This window comes from Komagataeibacter ossonobensis (assembly GCF_057359305.1).
Genome location: NZ_JBXAYQ010000071.1, coordinates 1 through 8,465 on the forward strand (window position 1 = coordinate 1; position 8,465 = coordinate 8,465).

An 8,465-nucleotide genomic window follows, 5' to 3' on the forward strand; every position below is an offset into this window, starting at 1 on the left:
TTGATTATCTGCAGTCTGTCACAGGCAATAAAAAAGGCGCCCGGAGGCGCCTTTGTCGTCAGGTAGGGAAGGGTCAGACCTTCTCCACCTGATTGTATTCCAGATCCACCGGCGTGGACCGGCCGAAGATGGAAACGCTGACCTTCAGGCGGCCACGTTCCTCATCCACTTCCTCGATCGTGCCGTTGAAGGAGGTGAAGGGACCATCAGCCACGCGGATCTGCTCGCCGATCTCGAAGGTGACGGACGGACGGACGCGTTCCACGCCTTCCTGCGCCTGCTTCATGATCCGTTCGGCCTCGACCTTGGGAATGGGCGAGGGACGGGTCTTGCTGCCAAGGAAGCCGGTGACCTTGGGCGTGTCCTTGACCAGGTGCCATGCCTCATCGGTCAGTTCCATGTTGACCAGCACGTAACCGGGGAAGAACTTGCGTTCCGAATTGACCTTCTGGCCCCGGCGCACTTCCGTCACTTCTTCCGATGGAACAAGGATTTCACCGAAATGATCGGCCAGGCCCTTCTGGGCGGCCTGTTCCGTGATGTGCTGGGCTATCTTCTTCTCGAAGCCCGAATAGACGTGGATCACATACCACCGCTTGGCCATGGCTGAACTCAGCCTCCCAGTCCGAAGAGTTTCCGTACGGCAAGGCCGATCACCTCGTCGACGAGGAAAAAGAAAACCGATGCAAGACCGGCCATGGCCAGGACCGCACCCGTTGTCATCAGGGTGGCGCGTCGTGTGGGCCACGTGACCTTTCTGGCCTCGGCACGGACGTCTTCAACAAATTTCGCGGGACTGACCGACACGAAATACCCTTCCTGCAACGCCACGGCGCACCAACCGGACTGCTCCAGCCAGTGCGGGGCCTAAGAACCGGTGCGGGCCATTGTGGCCCGACCCATCGGGTGCCAGGCCGGAAGGGTAATGCCCGACCGGAAAATGGCAGGGGTGGAGGGTCTCGAACCCGCAACCTCCGGTTTTGGAGACCGGCGCTCTAGCCAATTGAGCTACACCCCTGCAAAGCCGCCTGCATCAACCCGAAACATCATGGCGTGGCGATTGCCGCGCCGTTTCGGGCCATCCATGCGAACCCGGCACAGGAAGCGGAAAAAAGTATGACTCGCGTCGAAAGTCAAGGGGGTGGAGCATAAAAATGAAAGTTTTACCTGTTTGTCCCGCGCCATGGGTTTATGGGCTTGCCACGCGCATGGCGGAAACGGTATAGGTTCTGCCGACCTTATGAGCGGGCGTAGCATAGTGGTAATGCAGTAGCCTTCCAAGCTTCTGAGGAGGGTTCGATTCCCTTCGCCCGCTCCATACTCCCCTTGAAATAAACAGATATATCGCCAGACAGGAATGCCGGATTCGTTGCCGTCGGGCTGCGCTGTCGGCAGGGGGAGGGGTAACTTTACATGACAATGACCGGTTCTTCCGCGATTCACCCGCGTATCGTGCTGGGCACGTGCTGTCTCAGCCTGCTGCTGGTCATGATGGACGTGACGGTTGTCAACGTCGTGCTGCCTTCCATCCGCGCGGAAATGCATGGAAGTTTTTCCACCCTGCAATGGGTGGTGGATGCCTATACCCTGATGGTCGCCAGCCTCATGCTGCTGGTGGGGTCGCTGGCGGACCGGTTCGGGCGGCGGCGGATGTTCCTGCTGGGGATCGGGCTGTTCTGTGGCGGGTCTGCCCTGTGTGGTATGGCGCGCAGTGTCGAAATGCTGGTCATGGCCCGTGCGGTGCAGGGCATTGGCGGGTCCATGCTCAATCCCGTCGCGCTGTCGATCCTGACCAATGTGTATGTGGAACCCCGCGCCCGCGCGCAGGCGATCGGCATCTGGGGCGCGACATCAGGCGTGGCCCTTGCGCTGGGGCCGGTGGTCGGCGGTATTCTGGTGCACTGGGTGGGATGGCAGGCGGTTTTCTGGGTCAATGTACCCATTGGCCTGATCGCGATCGTGCTGACACTGCGTTTCGTGCCCGAATCTCGTGGCGGGCGCGGGCGCAGCATTGATGCGCCGGGGCAGCTTCTGGCCATCGTGGCGCTGGCCATGGTCACGTCCGGGTTGATCGAGGCCCATAATTACGGCTGGTCTTCCCCCACTATTTCCGGATTCCTCGGTTTCGGTGCGCTGTCGGTCCTGGGGTTCATCATCGTGGAACGGCGGACGGCCTCCCCCCTGATCGACCTGCGGTTTTTCCGGGCATGGCCTTTTTCCGGCGCGATCGTGACGGCAGTGCTGGCCTTTGCCATTTTCAGTGCGTTCCTGTTCCTCAATACCCTCTATCTGCAGGATGTGCGTGGCCTGCCCGCGCTGCAGGCCGGTCTGTGCACGTTGCCCTTCGCCTTTGGCAGCATGACATGCGCGCCGCTGTCGGGGCGGCTGACGGGTCGGTACGGCGCGCGGCTGCCGTTGCTGATCTCGGCTGTCGGATTCGGGACCAGCGCGCTGCTGCTGACCGGGCTGGACGCGCATACGCCGCTCTGGCTGCTGCTGGTGTCCTACGGCCTGTGCGGATGCGGGTTCGGGATGTGCAATGCGCCCATTACCAATTCTGCCATTGCGGGCATGCCGCGCGCGCAGGCGGGGGTGGCGGCGGCCATTGCGTCCACCAGCCGGCAGGTGGGGGCGCTGCTGGGCATTGCGCTGGGCGGTGCGCTGAGTGCGGGTAGCGTGCGGGCCGGTGGCGTGCAGTGGGACGCCTTTCCCCAGGCCACGCATGTCGTCTGGTGGTGCATGGCCATCGCGGCCGTCGGGATTGCCGGTCTGGGGCTGGTTTCAACCGGAATCCGGGCGAAGGAAAGCGCGCGGCAGGTTGCGGCGCTGCTCGATTCAAACTGATGCATCATTGCTATGCGTTTTGTGCATATCAATGCCTAATGATCCCGCCACCGGAACCGTGCCAGGGCGCAACAAAATCGCGGGTTTCCTGTTTCCGAAATGGTGTCCTGCATGTATGATCCCGCCAACCTGTAGCGGGGGCGTTCACGTGCGCGGGAAAACGGGCGGTTCAGTGGTGTCGGTCGATGCCGGCAGGCTGCCTGATCTGTTGCGTGCGCTTACGCTGCGTGCTAGAGCCGCGCCAGCAGCGCACGGGGCCAAGGTTTCCGGGTAGGCGGCTTGTGTTTGAATCAAGATTCTGGATTGGAAAAGCGGACAGTGGATTCGGGTGGAACGACCTCAATACCGATCGCCTCCATTGCCAATGGCCTTCCCGGTCGTTATGCGACGGCGCTCTATGAGCTTGCGGCTGACCGCAAGCAGCTTGACCCTGTTCTGGAGCAGGCATCCAGCCTTGCCGGACTGATTGACGGCAATGCCGACCTGCGCACCGCGCTGACGGATCGCACGCTTGATATCCGTGATAGCCGGAAGGCGGTCGATGCCGTGCTGGAGGCTGAAGGCTTCAGCCCCCTTATGCGTGATTTTGTTGGCGTGGTGGCGAATAACCGCCGCTTCCCGCGCCTGCGTGAAATTCTTGCCGCGCTGGCGGCTATCGCTGCGGCCCGGCGCGGGGAAGTGGTGGCGGATGTCGTGTCCGCCCATCCCCTGACCGATCTGCAGCGTGTCCAGCTTCGCAGCCGCCTTGCCGAGGCCGGCTATTCCAAAGTCAATATCCAGGAGCGTGTTGACGCGGCCCTGCTGGGCGGTCTGGTCGTGCGCATTGGCGCCCGCCTGTATGATACCAGCCTCAGATCCCGCCTTACCCGCCTGCACCATGCCATGAAGGGAGCCGCGTGATGGAAATCCGCCCCTCCGAGATTTCGGATATCCTCAAGCAGCAGATCGCTACGTTCGACAAGGCCGTTGACGTTGCCGAGACAGGTACCATCCTGTCGGTGGGTGACGGCATTGCCCGTGTCTACGGCCTGCAGAATGTTGAAGCCGGCGAAATGCTGGACTTCCCCGCCAGCGGCCAGCAGGGCATGGCCCTGAACCTTGAGAATGATAACGTCGGTGTTGTCATTTTCGGTGATGACACCGCAATGCGCGAAGGCGACACCGTCGCCCGCACCGGCAAGGTGGTTGAAGTCCCGACCGGCAAGGCCCTGCTGGGCCGCGTGGTCGATGGCCTTGGCAACCCGATCGACGGCAAGGGTCCGCTGGTTGGTGAAGTCATCAGCAAGCGCGCGGAAATCAAGGCCCCCGGCATCATGCCGCGCCAGTCCGTCAGCGAGCCGATGCAGACCGGCATCAAGGCCATTGACGCGCTTGTGCCCATCGGGCGTGGCCAGCGTGAACTGATCATCGGTGACCGCCAGACCGGCAAGACCGCCATCCTGATCGACACCATCGTCAACCAGAAGAGCGTCAACGCCCTGGGTGACGAAAAGAAGTCGCTTTACTGCATCTATGTCGCTATCGGGCAGAAGCGTTCGACGGTTGCGCAGCTGGTGCGCACGCTGGAGGAAACCGGTGCGATGGAATATTCCATCGTCGTGGCCGCCACCGCGTCCGACCCGGCACCGATGCAGTATCTTGCACCGTATGCCGCGTGCTCCATGGGTGAATACTTCCGTGATAACGGCATGCATGCCCTGATCGTGTATGATGACCTGTCCAAGCAGGCCGTCGCATACCGTCAGATGTCGCTGCTGCTGCGTCGTCCGCCGGGACGTGAAGCGTATCCGGGTGACGTGTTCTACCTGCATTCACGCCTGCTGGAACGCGCGGCGAAAATGTCCGACAAGTATGGCGCAGGTTCCCTGACCGCCCTGCCGGTGATCGAGACGCAGTCTGGCGACGTGTCCGCCTACATCCCGACCAACGTGATTTCCATCACCGATGGTCAGGTCTTCCTTGAAACCGACCTGTTCTACCGTGGCATCCGCCCCGCCGTGAACGTCGGTGGTTCCGTGTCCCGTGTTGGTTCGGCGGCGCAGATCAAGGCGATGAAACAGGTGGCCGGCAAGATCAAGCTGGAACTGGCGCAGTATCGTGAAATGGCGGCGTTCTCGCAGTTCGCATCCGATCTGGATCCGGCCACGCAGAAGCAGCTGGCCCGTGGCGCGCGTCTGGTCGAGCTGCTGAAGCAGCCCGAAACGTCGCCCCTGTCGGTTGAAGAGCAGGTTGTCGTCCTGTTTGCCGGCACACGTGGCTATATCGATGCCGTGCCGGTCGATCAGGTGACGACTTACGAAAAGCGCCTGCTGGACGATGTCCGCACGTCGGGCAAGGACATTCTGGAATCGATCCGTACCCAGCGTCAGCTGACGAAGGATATCGAAAGCCGTCTGAATGATTTCCTGACGACGTTCGGCCGTCAGTTCGCCAACTGAGGAAGATCGGGCAACCATGGCTTCCCTGAAGGAACTGCGCGCACGGATCGGCAGCGTCAAATCGACGCGAAAGATCACCAGCGCGATGAAGATGGTGGCGGCGGCAAAGCTGCGTCGGGCGGAAGCCCGCGCGGCGGCTGCACGGCCCTATGCTGATGCAATGCGCCGCATGCTGGCCGAAGTGGGGCGCAGCGTGGCGGGCGAAGGCGGGCAGCCTGCGCTGCTGACCGGAACAGGTCAGGACAAGGTGCATCTGCTTGTCCCCATGTCCAGCGACCGTGGTCTGGCCGGTGCATTCAATTCCAACATCAACCGTACGACCCGTAACCTGGTGCTCAGGCTCCAGGCGGAAGGCAAGACGGTCAAGATCCTGCCGGTCGGGCGCAAGACGTATGATTTCCTGTCACGGGATTTCGCTGACCTCATCATCGGTCACCGTCATCTGTCCGGCAGCAAGGAAATCCCCTTTTCGTCCGCGACGGAACTGGGTGAACAGATTACGTCCCTGCTGGAAAAGGGTGAATTCGACGTCTGCACGCTGGTTTACAACCAGTTCCGCAACGTCATGACCCAGACGCCGACGGAAATGCAGCTTGTACCGCTGGCGCTGCCGGAAAACGACAACACGGAAAATTCCGACGTCGCCAGCTATGAGTTCGAGCCGGACGAAGGCACGATGCTGTCCAGCCTGCTGCCACGCAACCTGCAGGTCCAGCTGTACGCGACCATGCTGGAAACAGCAGCGGGTGAAAACGGCGCGCGGATGACCGCGATGGATAACGCGACCCGGAACGCTGGCAAGGCCATCGACCGTCTGACCCTGACCTACAACCGTACGCGTCAGACCAATATTACCAATGAACTGATCGAGATCATCTCGGGCGCCCAGGCTGTCTGAGGATCGATCTTCACGCTCACAGGAGCTGTCCCATGTCGGAAACCACAACTCAAGAGGCTCCTGTCTCCACGCAGGCGCAGAAAAGCAATGTCGTTGGTCGCGTGACGCAGGTCCGCGGCGCCGTTGTTGACGTTCAGTTCGAGGGTACGCTGCCGCATATCCTTGAAGCACTGCACGTTCAGCTGAACGGCCAGACCTTGGTGCTGGAAGTGGCGCAGGAAATCGGCGAACACGAAGTCCGCTGCATTGCCATGGATACCACTGACGGCCTGAGCCGCGGCGCGGAAGTGTCCGCCACCGGCAGCCAGATCACCGTGCCGGTCGGACCGGGCACGCTGGGTCGTATCCTGAACGTGATCGGCGAACCGATCGATGACCGTGGCCCGGTGCAGTGCAAGGGTCGCGCGCCGATCCACCGCGCCGCCCCGGCGTTTGACGAGCAGGCCGCCGCAACCGAAATCCTGCCCACTGGCATCAAGGTGGTTGACCTGCTGTGCCCGTACCTCAAGGGCGGTAAGGTCGGTCTGTTCGGTGGTGCCGGCGTGGGCAAGACCGTCATCATTCAGGAACTGATCAACAACATCGCCAAGGCGCATGGCGGCGTGTCGGTCTTTGCCGGTGTCGGTGAACGTACCCGTGAAGGTAACGACCTGTATTACGAAATGCAGGATGCGGGCGTCATCAAGCTTGATGGTGATTCGACCGAAGGGTCCAAGGTGGCGCTGGTCTATGGCCAGATGAACGAGCCGCCGGGTGCGCGTGCCCGTGTTGCCCTGTCCGGTGTGACGGTTGCGGAATACTTCCGTGATGTCGAAGGGCAGGACGTGCTGTTCTTCGTCGATAACATCTTCCGTTTCACGCAGGCTGGCGCCGAAGTGTCCGCGCTGCTGGGCCGTATTCCCTCCGCCGTGGGCTACCAGCCGACACTGGCGACGGAAATGGGCGCGCTGCAGGAACGCATCACCTCGACCAAGAAGGGTTCGATCACTTCGGTGCAGGCCGTTTACGTCCCTGCCGATGACCTGACCGATCCGGCGCCTGCCGCGACCTTCGCCCATCTTGATGCGACCACGGTGCTGAACCGTTCCATCGCGGAAATGGGCATCTATCCGGCTGTTGACCCGCTGGATTCCACGTCCCGTTCGCTCGATCCGAAGATCGTTGGTGACGAGCACTATCAGGTGGCGCGTGACGTGCAGCGTATCCTGCAGACCTACAAGTCCCTGCAGGACATCATCGCCATCCTGGGCATGGATGAACTGTCGGAAGACGACAAGCTGATCGTGGCGCGTGCGCGTCGTATCCAGCGCTTCCTGTCCCAGCCGTTCCACGTGGCCGAAGTGTTCACGGGTGCGCCGGGCAAGCTGGTGTCGCTGGAAGATACGGTGCGTTCGTTCAAGGCGATCGTGGCTGGTGAATATGACCACCTGCCCGAAGGCGCTTTCTACATGGTCGGTGCGATCGAGGAAGCGGTGGCCAAGGCCGAGAAAATGAAGGAATCGGCCTGAACCCGACCCACTGACGCAAGGAAGATAGACCATGTCCATTAAGGTCAAGATTGTCAGTCCGGAGAAGGTGCTGTTCGCGCATGACGCCGATATGGTCGTCATGCCGGGGTCGGAAGGTGACATTGCGGCAATGCCGGAACACGCACCGCTTATGCTGACACTGCGCGGTGGTGTGGTTGATGTATATGAAGGTGATGTCGTGATGCATCGCTTCTTCGTGGCGGGTGGGTTTGCCGATATCGCGCCGACCCACTGCACCATCCTTGCCGACCGGGCGCTGAAGGTGGAAGACGTGTCGGTTGATGATGCGGAAGCACGTCTGGCCGCGCTGGAAAAATCCTATGAGGAAGCGGACAAGATGAACGTGCCCGCGCTTGATATCCTCATGGACAAGATCCAGTCAGCCCGTGCCGAGATCGAAGCCGGACAGTCCGCCGTTCCGGCCATGTCCATCTAATGGTCTATTCCGCCCCGTAACCGGGGCGGGATCATGACGGACCTGCGAAAAAGCGCCCCATACAGGGGCGCTTTTTTTATGCCTGTCTTTCAGGGGGGATTTGAAAACGATCCCTTGATAAAAATACAGACATGCCCGGATATCGTCTTTTTTAACGGCGACGTTTTTCAGATCCCCGTAAAAAATGTCACCAAAAGCCCCCGGTATCTTTGGGCTGTTTCATATGAAGCTCTGTGAAATAGCGACCTACAAAACAGTCTGGGAGACTGTTTGAAAAGTCAGCCCAGAAAACAGCCAGCAATCATAAAAAAGCTTTTGAA

8 protein-coding genes and 2 tRNA genes are annotated in these 8,465 nt (G+C 60.8%); 7 read left to right on the forward strand and 3 right to left on the reverse strand.

Features of this window, described 5'->3' with window-relative positions; all coding sequences use genetic code 11:
- Positions 1-73 precede the first annotated feature (73 nt).
- The 3 genes from nusG to AC1RQ9_RS18020 all read right to left on the reverse strand — a co-directional run bounded on the left by nusG (position 74) and on the right by AC1RQ9_RS18020 (position 1,018).
- Entirely contained in the window at positions 74-604 is a 531-nt protein-coding gene (gene nusG, locus AC1RQ9_RS18010; RefSeq protein WP_010508943.1) for a transcription termination/antitermination protein NusG, read from the reverse strand.
- Positions 605-612: 8 nt separating this feature from the next.
- Positions 613-807 (reverse strand): preprotein translocase subunit SecE, encoded by a 195-nt coding sequence (secE, locus tag AC1RQ9_RS18015; protein WP_007397644.1) that lies wholly within the window; start codon positions 805-807, stop codon positions 613-615.
- Positions 808-941: 134 nt separating this feature from the next.
- Positions 942-1,018: transfer RNA gene (locus tag AC1RQ9_RS18020), tRNA-Trp, on the reverse strand.
- Positions 1,019-1,244: 226 nt separating this feature from the next.
- Between AC1RQ9_RS18020 and AC1RQ9_RS18025 the strand changes: the two genes are divergently transcribed.
- The 7 genes from AC1RQ9_RS18025 (at position 1,245) to atpC (ending at position 8,145) form a co-directional block, all read left to right on the forward strand.
- Positions 1,245-1,318, forward strand: a tRNA-Gly gene (locus tag AC1RQ9_RS18025).
- A 101-nt stretch (positions 1,319-1,419) separates the two neighbouring features.
- On the forward strand, positions 1,420-2,844 hold the full coding sequence (locus AC1RQ9_RS18030; protein WP_485988001.1) for an MFS transporter: 1,425 nt from the start codon (positions 1,420-1,422) through the stop codon (positions 2,842-2,844).
- A gap of 303 nt (positions 2,845-3,147) precedes the next feature.
- Positions 3,148-3,744, forward strand: coding sequence for an ATP synthase F1 subunit delta (atpH, locus tag AC1RQ9_RS18035; RefSeq protein WP_029329624.1), 597 nt, complete (start codon positions 3,148-3,150; stop codon positions 3,742-3,744).
- Positions 3,744-5,282, forward strand: coding sequence for a F0F1 ATP synthase subunit alpha (atpA, locus tag AC1RQ9_RS18040; protein WP_193733464.1), 1,539 nt, complete (start codon positions 3,744-3,746; stop codon positions 5,280-5,282). The genes atpH and atpA overlap by 1 nt, the downstream gene beginning before the upstream one ends.
- 16 nt (positions 5,283-5,298) lie before the next feature.
- Entirely contained in the window at positions 5,299-6,180 is an 882-nt protein-coding gene (locus AC1RQ9_RS18045) for a F0F1 ATP synthase subunit gamma (RefSeq protein WP_485987996.1), read from the forward strand.
- A 32-nt stretch (positions 6,181-6,212) separates the two neighbouring features.
- Positions 6,213-7,688, forward strand: a complete 1,476-nt coding sequence (gene atpD, locus AC1RQ9_RS18050) for a F0F1 ATP synthase subunit beta (protein ID WP_141261241.1) — start codon at positions 6,213-6,215, stop codon at positions 7,686-7,688.
- A gap of 31 nt (positions 7,689-7,719) precedes the next feature.
- Complete coding sequence (gene atpC, locus AC1RQ9_RS18055; RefSeq protein ID WP_485987998.1) at positions 7,720-8,145, forward strand: ATP synthase F1 subunit epsilon; 426 nt, start codon at positions 7,720-7,722, stop codon at positions 8,143-8,145.
- Positions 8,146-8,465 lie beyond the last annotated feature (320 nt).